Here is an 18,765-nt window from a genome sequence, read left to right as displayed (position 1 = left end):
TGACCAAATTCAATCTAGATTGATGTACTTTGGAGAAGATGTTTTCGCACAAACGACAAGCCCGTCATAACAAGCGCTAGGTTTGATAAGACTTAATTGCTTTCCTTCATGCATTGTGTAAGTATGCTTGAAAAGCCAACGGTTTTGGGGCACTTTTCTTTGCTGCGAGATATCTAAAAAGCCAATTTCATGTCCTACTTGCTTGATTCGAAACTCGATGCTGTCTTGGCCAGGCTGCTGTACTTCATATACACTGCGATTATTTTCTGCTGCTTGTCCACTATACATAAAGAAGCCAATGGTATAGGAGAATTCCTTGATTTCGGGAGGTAAATAAGAAAATGTCGATAGAAACCCTAGTAATCTCCTAGATTGCTTCATTATATGCCCATTGTGCGCCCATATTATTATCTTTTCATTAGGAAACATCTCTTGTGCCAGCCACGAAATATTGTCAGCCATTGCCTTATTTCGGATTTTTATCGCTTTCATGAAATGGGAAGAGATCATCTGCATAAGGAAAATTCGGTTTTGCAAAATTCGGTTCACAAGCAAAAAAGCGTCTTTTCCAAACTTATTTTGTAATGCAAGGCGGTTTTTATCTAATAACAAGAGAAATTCTTGATAAAGAGCCATCAATTCTTTGCATTTTTGCTTACGTTCCTTTTTGGAAATTGACGGACTACGGGAATTGACATATTGGTAAAGCATTTCTTGTTCCAACTCTACCATTTTCTCACCATAGGCCTTATCCATATTTGAAAACATTTTTGAGAGAAATTTGCCAGTAATATGATCGTTTGAGGCAGGCTGAATATCCAATCCTGTTAAGATAAGAGGCTGATTGGATAATTGTGTTTCCTTCACATAATGAAAGAGCGTCTCGACTTCCTCCGTATGCCAGACTTTAAACAACGAATGTTTCATCCATTGCCTTGCATCCAGTTGGTCTTGTTGATAAAAGCATACGCTGCAGTCACTGAAGCTGCTTTCGAATGCTAAAACTCGAAACCCCAATTCTTTATGTAAGTACTTGATCATCTTTGTTTTAATCATGCTATGTTCTGCCACCCCGTGGCCATTCTCTCCCAAAAAAACGATCCGCTTATTTTGCAATAAAGGTTTTAAAAAATACAAATCGGAATCATCATCGAATTCATGCAATTGTATACAGTACGTATGACCTTTGAGCCAATCGATTTCAGAAGAAATATTATTTTTGCGGTGAAACATGTGTTTATCCCCTTGCTTTCATAATATTCCGTAGCATTACTGCCCCAAAGCCTGTAAAACGGCCAGACAAACATTTTAAACGTTTTTTCATTTGTCACCTCCCTCTCGCTTTTTTAACGGAAGACCCGTTATCAAAATTAAACTGTACGCCCATAATAACCAAGAACCAAAATACCGATCGGATTGCACAGGTAAATTCGTAAACACATCTGGAAAGATCACTAACACAACCGTATCAATGAACATGCCGGGAAGCGCGATAAACATAGCGGCTTTTAAACGTTCATCTTTTGTCAAGTCTTTAAGCTTGTACAGCGGATAGGTTAATAAAACAATGACCGGAACAACAAGCAGATAGGACAAAAGAAGAAGTAAAGCGTTTTCTGGATGGAAGAAAAAATGGCCAAAAAACCGGAAAATGAGGGTTGCTCCTAACCAGACAAGAAAGCCCCAAATAAGAAAATACACGATCAACACCCCTTTTTCTTAAATAAGGTCATAACCGCATTTCACCAACAATTTTGATCCATCATACCTTCACAGACAATCCTTATTCTTTTCAGCAATAAAATCTTTAATAAAAAACAACGGGTAAATCATTAAATACAAGTTGGCAGCCCACCAAGTGATGTCAAAATCTTTGCGGAAAACCCAAAATGCGCATGATCAACGGAAAGAAACGGCTAAAAGTTTGATTAATTTTATTTTGTTGATTCTTTACATTGGACATTGAGGAAAGGAAAAACAACGCAAGAAAGCATTGCCTCTTTTCGTTCATCTCCAATAAGAAAATCGGCAGAGCGGTCAAATCTTTGATAAATGAAGATAGCATGCGGCAATTCCTCCGTGATTGATGATTTGCCCACCTTTACTTTCGCTTTCTTTGTACCCTCATGCACACAAAAAAACGGACACATTTTATAAAGATCCTCAATTTACAAAAATAAGGAACCACCTGCCTATAGGATAAGCTAGAATGTGAGATCATCGGCTTTAACGCTAAGCTTATCCTAAACGCGCATACCAATCAATCATTACCACATGCCTAATGACTCCCATTTAGTCGCCCCTAATGTTTTATAAGCTGAGTTAATTGTCTCAATTGGCTCTTCACCACAAAGTGTACTTGACAAAGAAAGACGATTATGATAAAGAAAATCAAAACAGCATTTTTCCTTTTTATACCACACATCTCTTTGAGCAACATTGCTATCATGTTTGTCTTTAAAAGTCAAGTACATCTTTTGGTGATGAACCTTAAAATACAGGACCGGTCCCATGGGATATTATAACAAAAAAAAAGAAGTAAATACGAAAAATTAAAACAAAATGGGTGCATCACTGTAACCTTGAATCGGTGATCAAGACGGGTTCACACCCCCACAAGAAAATTTGATCAATCAACAAAACGTTTAATAGGTGAACATTCGAAATAGAGTAGAGGCCTCTGCATAATTGAGAGTTTCCCGGCATTTCGGGTACACTTCTATCACGGATTCAGGTGGAACGTACTTGACAAGCGAGGATAGTCTGGAGTCTCCGTGTCCGGAAAATCTGATGTACTGATTTTCCCTTGCAAGTGCAGAGAAGGCGTGTTCTGAGATAGCTTTGCTCTGCAAATCAAAAAAGAGCGCCCTAGTTTGTCGATTAGGGCGCTCTTTCTATTTTCTAAATGGTTCTCGCTTCGTTGCTTCTACTTCACCCCCACCGTCTGGCTTTGACGAATGGCTTGGCGCAAGTCGTCCAAAATGTCGTCGATCGCTTCCGTGCCGACGGACAGACGCACAAGGCCCGGGGTGACGCCGGCGGACAGCTGTTCGTCCGGGCTCAGCTGCTCGTGCGTCGTGCTGGCCGGGTGGATGATGAGCGATTTCGAATCGCCGATGTTGGCCAAATGGGAGAACAGCTTGACCGAGTCGATCAGTTTTTTGCCAGCTTCGACGCCGCCTTTGATTTCAAACGTGACGATCGCGCCCTGCCCATTCGGCAAATACTTTTTCGCCAGTTCATGCGACGGATGGCTCGGAAGCCCTGGGTAGTTGACCGATTCAACTGCTTCTTCCTCTTCTAAAAACTTGGCGACGGCAAGGGCGTTTTCGCTATGGCGCTGCATCCGCAAATGGAGCGTCTCCAACCCTTGCAAAAGCAAAAACGCGTTAAACGGCGACAGCGCCGCTCCTAAGTCGCGCAAGAGCTGGATGCGCGCTTTCGTGATGTACGCTGCTTCGCCGACGGCGTCCACATACACCAACCCGTGGTAGCTTGGGTCTGGCTCGGTGAACTCCGGAAACTTGCCGCTCCCTTTCCAGTCAAACTTGCCGCTGTCGACAATCACACCGCCGATCGAATTGCCGTGCCCGCCGATGAACTTTGTCGCTGAGTGGACGACGATGTCGGCGCCGAATTCAATCGGCCGCAACAAATAGGGGCTGGCCACCGTGTTGTCAACGATGAGCGGAATGGCGTGGCGATGGGCGATGTCGGCGACCGCTTCAATGTCAAGCACATCGTTTTTCGGGTTGCCGATCGTTTCCGCAAACAACGCTTTCGTTTTGTCGGTGATGGCCTTCTCAAAGTTTTCCGGGTCAGACGGATCGACAAACTTCACCGTAATGCCGAACTTGCGCAGCGTATGGGCGAACAAGTTGTACGTTCCGCCGTAAATGGACGACGACGAGACGATTTCATCGCCCGCCGAGGCGATGTTGATGATCGAATAAAACACCGCCGCCTGCCCCGATGACAGCGCAAGCGCTCCAATGCCGCCTTCAAGCGCCGCGATCCGTTTTTCGAACACGTCGTTCGTCGGGTTCATAATGCGAGTGTAAATGTATCCTTCCTCTTTCAAGCCAAATAAATTGGCTGCGTGCTCGCTGTCGCGGAATACATACGAGCTTGTTTGGTAAATCGGCACCGCCCGCGCGCCCGTTTCCGCATCCGGTTTTTGCCCGGCGTGGATGGCGAGCGTCTCCGGGCGGAAGGTTTGTTCATTGCTCATCGTTTCCTCTCCCCTCTTTGACCCTTCGAGATTTCATATCCTACTAAATCAATTGGTTTTTTCTTATAAAAAATCTATCATTCGATCACAACGTTTGTCAATTGTATTTTTTTAATAGTGCAAAAATTTTTATTGAAAACAGAGCCTGCCGGTGGGCAGGCCTCCTATTGTTTCATTATCGTTTTCCAATTTCCTCTACTAACAGCTTATTGACAAGCGGCGGATTCGCTTGTCCTTTCGTCGCTTTCATCACTTGGCCGACAAGGAAGCCGAGCGCGCGGTCTTTGCCGTTTTTATAGTCTTCCACCGACTGCGGGTTGGCGTCAAGCACTTCGAGCACAATTTTGCGCAACGCTCCTTCGTCGGAAATTTGCACGAGCCCTTTTTCTTTGACGATTTTCTCTGGGTCGCCGCCGTGTTCGACGAGTTCTTTGAACACTTTTTTCGCGATTTTCGACGAAATCGTGCCGTTTTGGATGAGTTTGATCATCCCAGCCAAACTTTCCGGCGTCAACGCGATGTCATGGAGCTCTTTTTGCTCGGCGTTTAAGTACCCGGATACTTCGACCATGAGCCAGTTCGACGCCAGTTTCGGATCGGCGCCGTTTGCGACCGTTGCTTCGAAGAAATCCGCCATTTCTTTGGTCAGCGTCAGCACTTTGGCGTCGTATTCCGGCAAGCCCCACTCTTCGACATACCGCTTCCGGCGGGCGTCCGGCAGCTCCGGAATCGAGGCGCGGACGCGCTCTTTCCATTCGTCGTCAATATAGAGCATCACCAAGTCCGGCTCTGGGAAGTAGCGGTAGTCTTCCGAACCTTCTTTGACGCGCATGAGGATGGTCGTTTTTGTCGCTTCGTCAAAGCGCCGCGTTTCTTGGCGGATGACGCCGCCTGAAAGCAAAATTTTCTCCTGCCGCTTCGCCTCATACTCGAGCCCCATGCGGACGAAGTTGAACGAGTTTAAGTTTTTCAACTCCGTTTTCGTGCCGAATTGGTCCGATCCGATCGGGCGGAGCGAAATGTTGGCATCGCAGCGGAGCGATCCTTCTTCCATTTTGCAGTCGGAGACGCCTGTGTATTGGATGATCGCCTTTAATTTTTCCAAGTAGGCGTACGCCTCTTCCGGCGAGCGGATGTCTGGTTCCGAGACGATCTCGATGAGCGGCGTCCCTTGGCGGTTAAAATCAACGAGCGAATAGCCGTCGCCCGTATGTGTCAGCTTGCCGGCGTCTTCTTCCAAGTGAATGCGGGTGATGCCGATTTTTTTCTTTTTCCCATTCACTTCAATTTCAATCCAGCCGTTTTTGCCAAGCGGCTGGTCGTATTGCGAAATTTGGTACGCTTTCGGGTTGTCCGGATAAAAGTAGTTTTTGCGGTCGAATTTCGTCTCGGTCGCGATTTCGCAGTTTAACGCCATCGCCGCTTTCATCGCAAACTCGACCGCCTGGCGGTTCAACACCGGCAGCACGCCCGGATACCCTAAGTCGATGACGTTCGTTTGCGTGTTCGGGGGCGCGCCGAACGCGTTCGGGCTGCTGGAGAAAATTTTCGATTTCGTTTTCAGCTCGACGTGCACCTCAAGTCCGATGACCGTTTCAAAGTTCATCACCTAACCCCCCTTACAACACCGGTTTTTGCTTATGGTAGTCGGTCGCTTGTTCAAAAGCGTGGGCGACGCGGTAGACAGTGCTTTCATCAAAGTGCTTGCCGATGATTTGCAAGCCGACCGGCAAGCCATCGACAAAGCCGCACGGCACGGAAATGGCCGGCACGCCTGCCAAGTTGACTGGAATCGTTAAAATGTCGTTCATATACATCGTCAGCGGATCGTTCGTTTTCTCACCGATTTTAAACGCCGGTGTCGGTGTCGTCGGGCCGATGATGACGTCATATTGTTCAAAGACGTTCTCAAAATCTCGTTTGATCAATGTCCGCACTTTTTGCGCTTTTTTGTAATACGCATCGTAATAGCCCGAGCTTAACGCGAACGTCCCGAGCATAATGCGGCGCTTGACCTCCGCCCCAAACCCTTCGCTTCGCGTCAGTTTATACATATCGATCAAGTTTTTCGCGTTGTCCGTCCGGTAGCCGTAGCGGACGCCGTCAAAGCGAGCCAAGTTCGCTGATGCCTCGGACGAAGCGAGCAAATAGTACGTCGCGAGCGCATATTTCGAATGCGGCAGCGACACTTCTTCCCACGCCGCACCCAGCTTCTCAAGCACGGCAAGCGCCGCAAGCACCGACTGGCGCACGCCTTCATCGACGCCCTCACCTAAATATTCTTTCGGCACGGCGATTTTCAATCCTTTGATGTCCCCGGTCAACGCCTCCACATAGTTTGGCACCGGAACATTTGCCGATGTCGAATCCATCGGATCGACACCCGCTATCGCCTGCAATAAGTAGGCGTTGTCTTCGACCGTGCGCGTAATCGGGCCGATTTGGTCAAGCGACGAGGCAAACGCGACGAGGCCAAAGCGCGAGACGCGTCCGTACGTCGGCTTCAAGCCAACAACCCCGCAAAACGCCGCCGGCTGGCGGATCGAACCGCCCGTATCAGAACCTAAAGCAAACGGCACTTCGCCGGCCGCCACCGCCGCCGCCGAACCGCCGCTCGAGCCGCCCGGAACGCGCTCTACGTCCCACGGGTTGCGCGTCAGCTGAAAGCCGGAGTTTTCCGTCGACGAGCCCATGGCGAACTCGTCCATGTTCAGCTTCCCGATCGTGATCGCCCCTGCGGCATGCAGCCGCTCCATGACAGTAGCGTCATAAATCGGGTCAAAGTTGTATAGAATTTTGCTGGCGCATGTCGTGCGCAATCCTTTTGTGACGATGTTGTCTTTAATGCCGATCGGCAAGCCGAACAGCGGGTTCGTTTCTTCACCTTTGGCGAGCCGGTCATCGAGCTCCTTCGCTTTCGCCCTCGCCTGTTCTTCATTTAATGTTAAAAACGCTTGCACTTTCTCTTCCACTTCGCCGATGCGGCGGTACGATTCGTCGACGAGATCGGAAACGGACACTTCTTTTTTCTGCAGCAACGTATGTAATTCTTGCACGGAATGGTCAAAAAGCGACATAAATCCCCCTCCTTACTCTAAAATGGCCGGCACACGGAACTGGCCGTCTTGCTGATCCGGCGCGTTTTTCAACACTTCTTCGCGCGGCAGCCCCGGTTCTGGAATATCCTCGCGCATCACGTTTCTCATATCAAGCACGTGCGAAGTCGGCGGAACATTCTCCGTATCCAATTCATTCAACTGCTCGGCAAATGTAATGATCGCATCGAGCTGTTTCGCAAACATCTCCGCCTCTTCATCCGTAATCGCCAATCGCGCTAGGTCGGCGACGTGTTTGACTTGGTCAATCGAAATTCGCGACATGGTTTCACCTCCAACGAGTTCGACCTATCACAATACCATGATGATACCAAACTTTCAACGAATGAAGCAACAGTTGCCGCGTGTTCTGAGCGAGAATCAATCTACATATTCGCGATGCAAATGAATACAACGTTCCATAACACCCCCCAATAGCGAAGGCAGGCGTGAAACCGGGAGGATTTAATTTTGATGTAGGAATATTTCGTTTTCCTGAACAGCGCACAATAGGACGTCACTCGCATGAGTAAACGGTTGATGGGAGAAAAAGGACGCGCTCCTAATTTAGACACAGGAAGGAATCGCTCGTGACGCCTTTTTTTATTCAAAGAAATACGATAAAATGAAAGCACAAGGAGGGAAATTGCATGTCGCTGCCAAATCAAAATCATCCATGGACATATGCAGATTACGTAAACTTCCCTGAGGAAAAACGATATGAGGGAATTGACGGCGTCCTATTTATGACTCCTTCACCTACACCAAGACATCAACGTATCGTGACAGCTTTGTCAGCACAGTTTTTCGACTTTCTACACCATTCCTCGTGTGAAGTATTTGTCGCACCGATCGATGTATGTTTATTCGCAACAAAAGATACTCCTCTTCATGACATTAAAGATTGGTATATTCCCGATTTCATTGTTGTTTGTGACAAACAAAAAATTGGTGATGAGCGAATTTATGGGGCGCCTGATCTTATCGTAGAAGTTCTTTCTCCATCTACCGCCAAACACGACCGCATTACGAAATTTCACAACTACGAACAAGCTGGTGTCAGAGAATACTGGATTGTCGATCCGGTTCATGAGACCGTCGAAAAATATGCCTTGCAAGATCAAAAGTTTCACCAAGCGGGAGTGCACTATAAAGATGAAACGATTTGCCCTCATATTTTTCCAAAGCTCTTCATCTCATTGCCAAAAGTATTTGCTTCCATGTGAACATCTCATATTTTGGATGCTGCTGACAAAAATCGGGAGGATTGTTGGGCATCGATATGGAATAAACCGTTGACAAACAAGGAATGGGAAGGAGTTTGTCCGCCATGGATGTTCAAATTTTCTTGATTGACAACCCCGAACATATGTACTATAATGGCCATAACAGACGAAAAAAGGGGGAATCATGACGATGAGTGACGCTTTGCTCGCCCAAGTGCTTGATCGCCTGAACGCCATGGACAGCACACTGCAAAAGCTCGTAGAAGGCCAAGAGCGGCTCGAGCGTGAACAAATCGCCATTCGCCAGGAACAAGAAGAAATTCGGAAAGAGCAACAAGAAATTCGGAGAGAACAGCAAGAAATCCGAAAAGAACAGCAAGAAATCCGAAAAGAACAGCAAGAAATCCGAAAAGAACAGCAGGAAATCCGTTTGGAACAACAGCGTCTGCGTCAAGAACAAGATTCGCTTCGCGCTGGGCAAACGGAATTGAACGGCATCGTGGCTGCTCTCCTCCACCGCCAAGACGAAACAGACGCCAAACTGGAAGCTCTCGCTGCTGACATCCACCAGCTTCACCGGGAATTTTCCTCATTGAAACAAACGGTGGACCGCCTCGAACAAAAAATGGATTCCCGTTACGAACAATTGTCCGCCCAAATTGAAGACATCAAGCTCGATTTGAATTTTATCGCCCACCGCACCGTCGATAACGAACGAATCATTTACAAGCTCAAAGAAATGCTGTTCCGCTGATCGATTCCATCTAGGAGGAGGCCGCCGCCATGCATGTCGTGTTTGACCATCTCGTCCACTTAACCGAACGACCAGAGCAAGCGAAAACGGCGTTTGAACAATGGGGGTTTACAGCCATCCATGGCGGCCGCCATCCGTCATGGGGAACGTACAACGCCTTATGTTACTTTGAGCATTTGCGCTACATTGAATGGATCGGCATTGCTGATAGACAGGCGGCGAGAACGTGCGGAAATCCGCTCATCGCCCAGCTTGTCGCCGACCGCCAAGAAGGAAACGGCTTCTCCCAATTTGCCTTCCGCACGAACAACATCGAAGCGGTGGCGGCACATCTCAAACGAAACGGGTTTACCCCAATCGGTCCGCTCCCCGGCAGCCGCGAGCGCGATGACGGCAAGCGGCTGACATGGTCGATGCTGTTTATCGAAGACGACACAGACGGTGCATTTCGCTATCCGTTTTTCATCCAATGGGGCGACGGCGATGACGTGCGGATGAACGAGCTGGCACCGCTCATGAGACACCCGATTGGCTCTGTTTCGCTGTCGTCAATTAGCATCTACACCCTCGATCTCCAGCGGGCAGTCAACGGCTACCGCCGGCTGTTTGACTTGCCCAAACCCGATGTGGGGCGCGATGAGGCGGGAGCGTATGCGAAGCTCGCTGTCGGCGGCATTGCGATTCGGTTCTATGAGGCTGACCGACGTCATCCATCAACGCGCCCGTTTTCGTGCCGGATTGTGGGGGTGCAGGAACAGCGCTCCATCGAAATCGATGGCGCGACGTATATCGTTTCCAGGCCGTGACGGGCATTCCTATTCTCACATACTCCCCTTTGCCGCGGAATAAGATGGAATAACCGCACCTTCATCCTCGCGCGGTGAAAACGGCAAAGGGGGAGTCCAACCGTGTCCCACCCGTATGTTTCTCCAAAACTCTCAATGGAAACGATGATCTCGATTATTCGCCACGGCTTAAAGAAAACGACGGCGCCTCAACATATCGTCATCATCGGCGCCGGGATGGCCGGGCTTGTCGCAGCGTCATTGCTGAAGCAAGCCGGCCATCGCATCACCATCTTAGAAGCATCCGAGCGGGTCGGCGGCCGCATCTACACGCTCCGCTCCCACTTTCGCGACGACCAGTATCTCGAAGCCGGCGCGATGCGCATCCCGCACACCCATCAATTGACATTGGAATATATCAAAAAATTCAACTTGCCGCTCCACCCGTTTATCAACAGCACCCCGCGCGACATTTTATATTTCCGCGGTGTGAAAGCACGCCTTGGCGAATATGAGCGGCATCCCGGCCTCTTTGGCTTTCCCGTCGCCCCCCACGAACGGGGAAAAACCGCTTCCGAGTTATTGCAGATGGCCATTCGTCCGGTCGTTCAATTCATTGAACAAAATCCGGAAAACCATTGGCCAATTGTCATCGAACGGCTCGACCGCTATTCGCTGGACGCCTATTTGCGTTACAATCCGTTTGGCCTATCGTTGTCCATCGGCGCCATCGATATGATCAAAGCCGTTCTTTCGCTTGGGGGATTGCCGGAACTGTCGTTTCTGGAAATGTTGCGTGAATTGATGGTGCTGTTTACCCCGAACATCCGTTTTTACGAAATCGTCGGCGGAAACGACCGGCTTCCAAAAGCCTTTTTGCCGCAGCTGAAAGATGATATCCTTTTCAGCCACAAAGTGCAAAAAATCGTCCAGCGCGAAAACGGCGTCACCATCCACGCCACGCACACCAAAATTCTTCAACCGTTTCAAGTCACCGCCGATCGAGCAATCGTCACCATCCCATTTTCGATTTTGCAGTTTGTCGACATCGAACCCCGCCATTCATTTTCCGAAAACAAATGGAAAGCCATTCGTGAACTTCACTATGCCGGTTCGACGAAAACGGGCATCCAGTTTAAAACGCGGTTTTGGGAAAAAGAAGGCATGTTTGGGGGCAGAGCGGTTTCCGATCTGCCGATTACGTATACACAATATCCAAGCCAAGGCATTGGCACCACGGGGCCAGGTGTCGTATTGGCGAGCTATACGTGGGAAGATGACACCATTCCTTGGGACAGCTTGGGCGATGAAGAGCGACTGGAATATACGCTGAAAAATTTAGCGATCCTCTATGGAGAGCAAGTATACCGTGAATTTGAAACCGGAACGAGCCATAGCTGGGTTCGCTATCCGTACTCCGGCGGTGCCTTCACGATGATGAAGCCGAATCAAGTGACGGAGCTGTCGCCGTATATCGCCACTCCCGAAGGGAGGGTGCATTTTGCCGGGGAACACGCTTCCACCCACCACGGATGGATTCAAGGCGCCATTGAATCCGGCATTCGCGTCGCCCATGAAGTGAACAATGCACAGGCTTGATGAACCACTGGCAGCCCGCACCATCGTTTTGATTGGCCTTGAAAGATCAAATGCACCGTCATGATCGCATAAAAAGACCCGTCATCACTGTCTACGATGATGGCGGAACAGGCTCATCCGCTCATACAGCGTCGGAACGTCTTCGGCGCTGACGATCAGCTTGAGATCTTCCGGCGCGGCAAATCCGTTTTCGACTGTATGCCGAAGCAAATGAAGAAGAGGATCGAAAAACCCGTCCACGTTAAGCAGGCCAATCGGTTTTTGGTGGAGGCCGACGCGCGACCATGAGAGCACTTCAAACAGCTCTTCATACGTCCCATACCCGCCTGGCAAGGCGATAAACCCGTCGGCCGCTTCATACATTTTCGCCTTGCGCGTATGCATCGTATCGACGACCACCAGCTCGCTCAACCGGTCATGCGCCACTTCCCTGTCTTTTAAAAACTGCGGAATGATGCCGATCACACGCCCTTGATGGCGAAGCGCCGCCTCCGCGATTTCCCCCATCAAGCCGCGTTTTCCGCCGCCGTAAATAAGCGTCGTGCCGCTTTGGGCGAGAAACGTTCCGAGCGCTTTCGCCGCTTCCTTGTATTTTACGCTTTGTCCATAACTTGATCCGCAAAACACACAGATGGCTTTCATGATCGTGACACACCTTTACTCGCATCTAGGTCTTCATTATTTTATCAGTCTGTCCCCCATCCGGCAAATCACACCGACAGGCTGCCACCGAATCCGTTTACACCAGCCTTTTCGAACCGCAACATCGCAAAAAACACATCCCCTCTGGCTCGTCCAGAGGGGATGTGGCACGTTGTCATTGATAAATATGCACAAACGGCTCGTCTGCTTTCGCCTGGCGCACGATGAGGCTTTCCGGCTGGCCGGCCGAGGCGATGTAGACGTTGACGGTGATGTAGTCCGGGAATTTTTCCATCACCAAGCCGGTCACGTATTGGGTAAAGCCGATCACTTCCGCTTTGCCGTAAAACGGCATCGTAATGTTGATCGTTAACTTCTGAAGCTGGTCGTTGACATACAGCCCTCTGCCGACGATGCCCGTGTAGTTCGGGAAAAAGTCCTCAACGTCTGATTTAAAATTATTGAATTTCAGCCAGTCGTCGCGGTGGTTTTCTTCCGCCTCATCAGACGGGAATAAATAATATTCCTCGTTCACCGCCTCCCAATCATCGATGGTGCTGCTTCCTTCATCGACATGGGCGACGGCGAAAAAGTGGCCTGGAACAACAGATGAACGGGGCGCTTGTTTGTACAGGGCGATCGTAATCGGCACACTGCCAAGCCCTTTCATGCTCCGCAGCCGCTTCAGCACCTCGGCGGCGATCCGCTTTCCTTCCCGTTCGATGACATCGTCTTTGATTTTGACCTCGCGCGGATAGCCTTGCTCGGTTGAGTAATAGTGGACGGAGTTTAACGCCAGGCCGATAGCGATGCCGCCGAGCTTCACTTTGTCGTTGTCGATCTTCACCAAATAATCATGTTCCAAAATGCTCGCCAAATAAATCGGGCTTTGTTTGTTTTTTTGTTCGTTTGTTCCCGTGTCGCTGATCGGTGGGTTTAAGCCGATGTTGTCTTCCGGCTTCATTTTCTCTTCCTTCAGCTGGCGAGTCGTCTTCTTGCGAGCGAGCCATTTTCCAACCGTCTCGCTGTCTAAATATTGCCCCTCTTGGAACAAGTACTCATCCGACGGAAACTGCTCAGTGGCCAAGCGCATGAGCCCCGTCTCAAATTCGTCGACATCAAGGCGCGTATTTAAATCATTGACGACCTCCCCACGGGCCCCGGACGGTTTGAACGGAAGGATGACGCGGTAATACGAGTCGGCAATGTTGTATTTCGGGATGACGGCTTCTTGCTGTTTGCTGCCTTTGTCTTGCACGACTTCCTCACCTTTGTCAAACTTCGGCGCACACGCAGACAACAAACAAATCGAAGCGAGGCCGACAGCGGCCAACCGCTTTCGGGCCCGATTCGTCCAACGGCAGGCAACCAAACTGCGAAGTGGTGAGATTCGTTTCATCGTTTCCCCCTGTTGATCTCTTGCAAAAATCGTGATTCGTCCCAAATCTCAATGCCAAGCTGCTGGGCTTTCTCCAGCTTCGATCCGGCGTCCTCACCGGCGATGACGATGTCGGTGCTGCGGCTGACGCTGCCGGTGACGCGCCCGCCGCGCCGTTCAATCTCTTCCTTTGCCTCATTGCGCGACATCGACGCGAGTTTGCCGGTCAAGACGACCGTTTTGCCGGCGAAGGCGGAGTCAGCAGGCGCTTCAGCCGCCCGCTTCGGCCCTTTGTATGCCATGTTGACGCCGTAAAGCCGCAGCTCATGGAGCAGCTCGGCCGCTTCTGGCTGGGAAAAGAAGGCGATGATCGAGTCCGCCATTTTCTCGCCAATTTCCGGCACGGCCATCAATTCCTCTTTCGTCGCTTTTTCCAGCCGCTCCATCGTTTCAAAATGCTCAGCCAAAAGTTGGGCGGCTTTCGCCCCGACGTAGCGGATGCCAAGACCGAACAGCAACCGCTCGAGCGAGTTTTGCTTCGATGCCTCAATCGCTGCAAGCAAGTTGGTTGCTGACTTTTCGCCCATCCGTTCCAAACCGATGAGCTGTTCTTTCGTCAGCCGGTACAAATCGGCGACATCGTGGACGAGGCCAGCGTTAAACAGTTGGGTGACGACTTTTTCGCCCAACCCTTCAATGTTCATCGCTGCTCTTGAGGCAAAATGGATGAGCCGTTCGCGCAGCTGGGCCGGGCATTTCGGGTTTAAGCAACGGAGCGCCACTTCTCCATCTAGGCGGACGAGCTCGCTTTCGCATTCCGGACAATGCGTCGGCATCACAAACGGCGTTTCATCCCCGTCGCGCCGGTCGACGACGACGCCGACCACTTCCGGGATGATGTCGCCCGCTTTTTTAATGATGACCGCATCGCCGATGCGAATATCTTTTTCCCGTATAAAATCTTCATTATGAAGAGTGGCGCGCTGCACGGTCGTGCCGGCGACGCGGACCGGCTCTAAGATCGCTGTCGGAGTGACGACGCCCGTGCGGCCGACGTTCACCTCAATGCCGATGAGCGTCGTCACCACTTCCTCGGCTGGGAATTTGTAGGCGATCGCCCAGCGCGGGCTTTTTGCCGTCGCACCAAGCTCCCGCTGTTGGGCGAACGAGTCGACTTTAATGACGATGCCGTCGATCTCGTACGGCAGCTGCGGCCGTTTTTCGTGCCACTCGTTGACGAAGGCGATCACCTCATCGATGTTGGCGCAGCGCCGCCGCTCGGGATTCACTTTAAACCCAAGCGCCTGTAAGTAGTCGAGCGCCTCGCTGTGCGACTCAATGCCAAGCTCTTCGGCATTGGCCAAACCATAAACGAACAAATCGAGCTGGCGCGACGCCGCCACTTTCGGATCGAGCTGGCGGAGCGAGCCAGCCGCAGCGTTGCGCGGGTTGGCAAACAGCTCCTCGCCTCGGGCTTTTCGCTCCTCATTCAAGCGCAAAAACGACGCTTTCGGCATGAACGCCTCGCCGCGCGCCTCCAGCGACACCGGCTCCTTCAGCCGAAGCGGCAGTGAACGGATCGTTCTCAAATTTTCCGTAATGTCCTCGCCGGTCGTTCCGTCGCCGCGTGTCGCCCCTTGGACGAAATAACCATCTTCATAGCGGACGGAGACAGCGAGACCATCGATTTTCAACTCGCACACGTACGCTGCTTCGCCGACCTCTTGGCGGACGCGGCGGTCAAAATCGCGCAAATCCCCTTCGTCAAACGCGTTCGCGAGACTCATCATGGGAACAACATGCGTCACTTTGCGAAACGCCTCAAGCGGAGGGCCGCCGATGCGCTGGGTCGGCGAGTCGCTCGTTTTCAATTCCGGATACTGTTCCTCGATGGCCATCAACTCTTGCATGAGCCGGTCATACTCGGCGTCCGGGACGGACGGCCGGTCGAGCACATAATATTCGTAGCCATAGCGGTGCAGCAGTTCGCGCAGCTCGGCCGCGCGCCGTTCGGCTTGTTGGCGGTCCATACGTTCACCCGTTCTCCTTTCTATACTTTCTCAATCGGCGCAAATTTAGCGAGCAGACGTTTAATGCCGATCGGGCTCGGGAAGGCGATATCGAGTTCTTGGTCGTCACCTTCGCCACGGACACTGACAACCGTACCGATTCCCCATTTCCGATGGTTCGCCCGGTCTCCGACTTTCCACACCCTGATGGCGCCGCCTGCCTGCAAGCGAGCGGACGCTGAACGGGAAACAGACGGTTTCCCACGCGAGACCGTCTCCAGCAAATGCGCGGGAATCTCATCTAAAAAGCGCGACGGCCGGTTCATTTGGATGTTGCCAAACAGCGTCCGCATTTGCGCGTTCGTCAATACGAGCTCTTCCTCGGCCCGAGTGATGCCGACATACGCCAGCCGCCGCTCTTCTTCCATTTCATCCTCATTCTCCAGTGAACGAAGATGCGGAAAAATGCCTTCTTCCATGCCAATCAAAAACACGACCGGAAACTCAAGCCCTTTGGCGGCGTGCAGCGTCATGAAGACGACGGCATCGCCCTCGGCCGCCTGATCTGTCCCATTCAGCTCGTCCAAATCAGAAATGAGCGCCAAGTCGGTTAAAAAGGCGACGAGCGATTTATCGTCGCTTACATTTTCGAAATGCTTCGTCACCGACAAAAACTCGTCCAAGTTCTCAAGCCGGCTTTGCGCTTCAATCGTCCGTTCCGCCTTGAGCATCTCGCGGTAGCCCGATTGGTCGAGCACTTCCTCCACAAGTTCCGTCACCGGAACGTATTCTTGCAGCTGCGTCCATTGCTCAAGCTGTCCGCGAAACGCGGCGAGCGCCCCGGCCGTCTTCGCGCTGAAGCCGATCATCTCCAGCTCGCCGAGCGCTTCAAACAAGGACAGCTCATGCTCGGCCGCATAGCGGACAAGTTTGTCGATCGTAGAGGCGCCGATGCCACGCTTTGGCACGTTGATGATGCGAAGCAAGCTCAAATCGTCATCGGGGTTGGCGATGACGCGCAAGTAAGCGAGAATGTCTTTAATTTCTTTCCGGTCATAGAACTTTAAGCCGCCGACGATTTGGTACGGAATGTTCGCTTTTAAAAACATTTCCTCGATGACGCGCGACTGGGCGTTCGTCCGATAAAGCACGGCAAAATCGCGGTAGCGGCGCTCCCCGCTCTCAACCGCCTCTTGAATGCGGCGGGCGACAAATTGCGCTTCGTCCACTTCGTTCATCGCTTCATAATAGACGATTGGCTTCCCTTCCGGGTTTTCCGTCCACAACCGCTTTGGTTTTCGATTGACGTTATGCGCAATGACTTCATTTGCCGCCTGCAAAATGCGTTTCGTCGAGCGGTAGTTTTGTTCAAGCAAAATGACTTTCGCGTTCGGGTAGTCGCGCTCAAACGATAAAATATTGCGAATGTCCGCCCCGCGCCACCGGTAAATCGACTGGTCGGCATCGCCGACGGCGCAAATATTTTGAAACCGGTCTGCGAGCTTTTTCACCAGCGTATATTGAGCGCGGTTCGTATCCTGGTACTCATCGATATGGATGTACTGGAACTTATACTGGTAATATTGAAGCACATCCGGCACGCGGTCAAACAAGTGGATCGTCGTCATGATCAAATCGTCGAAATCGAGTGAATGATTGCGGAGAAGGCGCTGTTGATACTCTTGATACACGTCGCCGACGATCTTTTCGTAGTACGTCGATGCCCGCTTTGCGAATTGCTCGGGCGTGAGCAAATCGTTTTTCGCCCCGCTGATCGTCGCTAAAATCGTCCGCGGCTCAAATTTTTTCGGATCGATATTTTTGTCTTTCAAAATCGCTTTGATGACCGAAAGCTGATCCGTCGGGTCAAGGATGGAAAAATTGCGATTGATGCCGATGCGGTCAATGTCGCGGCGCAACATGCGGACGCACATCGAATGGAACGTCGAAATCCACACGTCTTCCGCCGCCCCGCCTAAGAGCGCCTGCACCCGCTCCTTCATTTCACGCGCCGCTTTGTTCGTAAACGTAATGGCTAAAATATTCCACGGCGCCACCTGTTTTTCCGCCATCAAATAGGCGATCCGGTGCGTCAGCACGCGCGTTTTTCCGCTGCCCGCTCCCGCCATGATGAGCAATGGGCCTTCTGTCGTTTTAACGGCTTCTTGCTGCTCTTTGTTTAAATGCGCAAGCAGCTTTTCCGATAAAAAATTCATCATGTCCACCACCAACAAAACATATGTTCTATTTTCCGTCATCGCCGCTGCGTTGACCAGCCATCTGCTTCACCGCCGCCACCGTCGCCAACGCCTGTTCGAACGCGTCGTAAATCGCGTTGCCGACGACCACCGTATCGGCATAGCGCGCCATATGCTCCGCCTGCTCAGGAGTTGTGATGCCGCCGCCGTAAAACAGCTGCGTCTGATCAAGCGCTTGTTTCACTTTTTCCACGACAGACGGATCTCCATAAACTCCGCTATACTCAAGGTAAAAAATCGGCAGCTTGTACAAATGCTCAGCCAAACGGGCATAGGCCACAATATCGTCGACGTCAAGCTCCGTATCGGCTCTCGTCAGCTTGGCGGCCTTGCATTCCGGATTTAAAATGCAATAGCCCTCTGCGGCAATCTCATCCCAGTTCATCATATCACCGTATTGTTTCACCGCCTCGTGATGACGGCCGATGATCCACTCCGCCTGCCGGCTGTTTAACACGATCGGAACCAAATATACGTCAAATCCCGGCGTCAGCGCTTCGACGTCGGTGACTTCGAGCGCGCATGGCACCGAAAAACGGCGGATGCGAGCCAATAAATCAAGCACGTTGTCGATGGTCACCCCGTCGGTTCCGCCGACGATGACGGCATCCGTTCCCGACTCGCAAAGGCGCTCAAGGCGCTCGTCATCAATCGGTTTATTCGGGTCGAGTTTAAACACATGGCGCCAAGCGCGAATCTCCTCCATAGCGGCAACCCTCCACTCCGTCTCCATTGTTCCATTATAACAAATCCGCAAAAAGAAAAGGAGTTCCTTTGCAAATGGAAGG

At 51.1% G+C, this 18,765-nt stretch carries 15 protein-coding genes and 1 pseudogene; 4 read left to right on the top strand and 12 right to left on the bottom strand.

Annotated elements, in window-relative coordinates; translation table 11 throughout:
• Nucleotides 1-9: 9 nt before the first annotated feature.
• The 7 genes and pseudogenes from GHH_RS01650 to gatC all read right to left on the bottom strand — a co-directional run bounded on the left by GHH_RS01650 (nt 10) and on the right by gatC (nt 7,611).
• Nucleotides 10-1,233, bottom strand: coding sequence for an erythromycin esterase family protein (locus GHH_RS01650; protein WP_015373833.1), 1,224 nt, complete (start codon nt 1,231-1,233; stop codon nt 10-12).
• A gap of 87 nt (nt 1,234-1,320) precedes the next feature.
• On the bottom strand, nt 1,321-1,701 hold the full coding sequence (locus tag GHH_RS01645; RefSeq protein WP_015373832.1) for a DUF5367 family protein: 381 nt from the start codon (nt 1,699-1,701) through the stop codon (nt 1,321-1,323).
• A gap of 69 nt (nt 1,702-1,770) precedes the next feature.
• Nucleotides 1,771-1,884: pseudogene (locus GHH_RS19060) on the bottom strand (DUF5360 family protein); the annotation flags it as partial.
• Between the two features lie 1,042 nt (nt 1,885-2,926).
• Nucleotides 2,927-4,231 (bottom strand): homocysteine synthase, encoded by a 1,305-nt coding sequence (locus tag GHH_RS01635; RefSeq protein ID WP_015373830.1) that lies wholly within the window; start codon nt 4,229-4,231, stop codon nt 2,927-2,929.
• Between the two features lie 175 nt (nt 4,232-4,406).
• A complete protein-coding gene (gatB, locus tag GHH_RS01630; protein WP_015373829.1) occupies nt 4,407-5,837 on the bottom strand; it encodes an Asp-tRNA(Asn)/Glu-tRNA(Gln) amidotransferase subunit GatB in 1,431 nt (476 codons plus the stop codon).
• A gap of 13 nt (nt 5,838-5,850) precedes the next feature.
• The gene (gatA, locus tag GHH_RS01625; RefSeq protein WP_015373828.1) at nt 5,851-7,308 is read right to left on the bottom strand and encodes an Asp-tRNA(Asn)/Glu-tRNA(Gln) amidotransferase subunit GatA; all 1,458 of its coding nucleotides are present in this window, start codon (nt 7,306-7,308) and stop codon (nt 5,851-5,853) included.
• A 12-nt stretch (nt 7,309-7,320) separates the two neighbouring features.
• Nucleotides 7,321-7,611: an Asp-tRNA(Asn)/Glu-tRNA(Gln) amidotransferase subunit GatC gene (gene gatC / locus GHH_RS01620; RefSeq protein ID WP_013144149.1), complete on the bottom strand. Its 291-nt coding sequence runs from the start codon at nt 7,609-7,611 to the stop codon at nt 7,321-7,323.
• Between the two features lie 365 nt (nt 7,612-7,976).
• On the opposite strand from gatC, the gene GHH_RS01615 reads away from it, so the two are divergent.
• From GHH_RS01615 to GHH_RS01600, 4 genes are all read left to right on the top strand, one after another.
• Nucleotides 7,977-8,552 (top strand): Uma2 family endonuclease, encoded by a 576-nt coding sequence (locus GHH_RS01615; protein ID WP_015373827.1) that lies wholly within the window; start codon nt 7,977-7,979, stop codon nt 8,550-8,552.
• Between the two features lie 184 nt (nt 8,553-8,736).
• Complete coding sequence (locus tag GHH_RS01610) at nt 8,737-9,306, top strand: hypothetical protein (RefSeq protein WP_041470379.1); 570 nt, start codon at nt 8,737-8,739, stop codon at nt 9,304-9,306.
• 29 nt (nt 9,307-9,335) lie between these two features.
• Entirely contained in the window at nt 9,336-10,112 is a 777-nt protein-coding gene (locus GHH_RS01605) for a VOC family protein (RefSeq protein ID WP_015373825.1), read from the top strand.
• 102 nt (nt 10,113-10,214) lie between these two features.
• Entirely contained in the window at nt 10,215-11,690 is a 1,476-nt protein-coding gene (locus GHH_RS01600; RefSeq protein ID WP_015373824.1) for a flavin monoamine oxidase family protein, read from the top strand.
• An 84-nt stretch (nt 11,691-11,774) separates the two neighbouring features.
• On the opposite strand, the gene GHH_RS01595 is transcribed toward GHH_RS01600, so the two are convergent.
• From GHH_RS01595 to GHH_RS01575, 5 genes are all read right to left on the bottom strand, one after another.
• Nucleotides 11,775-12,332: a TIGR00730 family Rossman fold protein gene (locus GHH_RS01595; protein ID WP_015373823.1), complete on the bottom strand. Its 558-nt coding sequence runs from the start codon at nt 12,330-12,332 to the stop codon at nt 11,775-11,777.
• Nucleotides 12,333-12,507: 175 nt separating this feature from the next.
• Nucleotides 12,508-13,731 (bottom strand): CamS family sex pheromone protein, encoded by a 1,224-nt coding sequence (locus GHH_RS01590; RefSeq protein WP_015373822.1) that lies wholly within the window; start codon nt 13,729-13,731, stop codon nt 12,508-12,510.
• Entirely contained in the window at nt 13,728-15,740 is a 2,013-nt protein-coding gene (ligA, locus tag GHH_RS01585) for an NAD-dependent DNA ligase LigA (protein ID WP_015373821.1), read from the bottom strand. The genes GHH_RS01590 and ligA overlap by 4 nt, the downstream gene beginning before the upstream one ends.
• A 20-nt stretch (nt 15,741-15,760) precedes the next feature.
• Nucleotides 15,761-17,935, bottom strand: a complete 2,175-nt coding sequence (gene pcrA, locus GHH_RS01580; RefSeq protein WP_011229784.1) for a DNA helicase PcrA — start codon at nt 17,933-17,935, stop codon at nt 15,761-15,763.
• Nucleotides 17,936-17,963: 28 nt separating this feature from the next.
• Nucleotides 17,964-18,683 (bottom strand): heptaprenylglyceryl phosphate synthase, encoded by a 720-nt coding sequence (locus GHH_RS01575; RefSeq protein ID WP_014194773.1) that lies wholly within the window; start codon nt 18,681-18,683, stop codon nt 17,964-17,966.
• Nucleotides 18,684-18,765: the final 82 nt, after the last annotated feature.

The sequence above is a fragment of the Geobacillus sp. GHH01 genome (assembly GCF_000336445.1).
GTDB lineage: Bacteria > Bacillota > Bacilli > Bacillales > Anoxybacillaceae > Geobacillus > Geobacillus zalihae.
Note: the sequence above shows the minus strand (reverse complement) of the source record. Positions and strands in the feature narration are given on the sequence as shown.